This is a genomic window from Streptomyces sp. NPDC007875 (assembly GCF_042868035.1).
In the GTDB taxonomy this organism is placed as follows: domain Bacteria; phylum Actinomycetota; class Actinomycetes; order Streptomycetales; family Streptomycetaceae; genus Streptomyces; species Streptomyces antimycoticus.
The window spans coordinates 1-1,478 of sequence record NZ_JBIADZ010000109.1; the positions used below are offsets into that span (position 1 = coordinate 1).

At 68.6% G+C, this 1,478-nt stretch carries 1 protein-coding gene; it reads right to left on the minus strand.

Translation table 11 applies throughout. The features are described from left to right. On the minus strand, window positions 1-1,478 hold a 1,478-nt coding region (gene dnaK, locus ACFYOY_RS49150; protein WP_388594657.1), incomplete at both ends, for a molecular chaperone DnaK.

Sequence of the window (1,478 nt, forward strand, 5' to 3'; positions counted from 1 at the left end):
CCCGCGTAGACCTGCTGGAGCTCGGAGACCAGCGGCCTGGTCCGGTCGACACCGGCCTCGTTCCTGACCGCCTCACGGGCATCGTTCACCAGCATCTCGGCGCGCGACCGCTCATGAGAGGGCGCCGCGTCGCCCAGTTCGGAAAGACGCTTCTCGACCTGGTAGGCGATGGCGTCCAGCTCATTGCGCGCGTCCACGGCCTCGCGCAGCGCCTGGTCCTCGCCGCGGTTGCGCTCGGCCTCCTGGACCATCCGCTCCACCTCGCCCCGGTCGAGATTGCCGGTCTCGCTGATCTGGACGGACTGCTCCTTGCCGGTGTCCTGATCCCGCGCCGTGACATTCAGGATGCCGTTGGCGTCGATATCGAAGGTCACCTCGACCTGCGGCTCGCCGCGCGGCGCCGGGCGGATACCGGTCAGCTGGAAACGGCCCAGCACCCGGTTGTCGGCGGCCCGCTCCCGCTCGCCCTGGAGGATCACGATGTCCACGGCCTGCTGATTGTCCTCAGCCGTGGAAAACGTCTCGGTACGGCGCACCGGGATCGTGGTGTTCCGATCGATGATCTTCGTCATGACGCCGCCGCGGGTCTCCACCCCCAGCGACAGCGGGGTGACATCGAGCAGCAGAACGTCCTTGACCTCGCCCTTGAGCACCCCGGCCTGAATCGCGGCACCCAGCGCCACGACCTCGTCGGGGTTGACGCTCATATTGGGCTCCTTGCCGCCGGTCAGCCGGCGGACCAGGGCCTGCACGGCGGGGATCCGGGTCGAGCCGCCGACCAGGATCACCTCGTCGATGTCACTCTCCCCGGCCTTGGCATCGGCCATGGCCTGCTGCACCGGGCCCAGACAGCGCTCCACCAGATCGGCGGTGAGGTGCTCGAAGGTGGACCGCATCACGGTCTCGGTCAGATGCCTGGGACCGGCGGCATCCGCCGTGATGAACGGCAGATTCACCTGGGTCTGAGTCACCGAGCTCAGCTCGGTCTTGGCCTTCTCCGCGGCCTCGAAGAGCCGCTGCAGCGCCTGCGGGTCCCGGCGCAGGTCGATGCCGTTCTCCTGCTGGAACTTGTCCGCGAGGTGGTCGACCAGCCGCCGGTCGAAATCGTCACCGCCCAGGTGGCTGTCGCCCGCGGTGGAGCGGACCTCCACCACCCCGTCCCCGACGTCGAGGACCGACACGTCGAAGGTCCCGCCGCCGAGATCGAAGACCAGGACCGTCTCATGGCCCTTCTTGTCCAGACCGTACGCGAGGGCGGCCGCCGTCGGCTCGTTGATGATCCGCAGCACCTTCAGACCGGCGATCTCACCGGCGTCCTTGGTGGCGCTGCGCTGAGCGTCGTTGAAGTACGCGGGCACCGTGATGACCGCCTCGGTCACCCGCTCGCCCAGCTGCTTCCCCGCATCGTCGGCCAGCTTGCGCAGCACCTGGGCACTGATCTCCTCCGGCGAGTACAGCTTCCCGCGCACCGAGAAGCG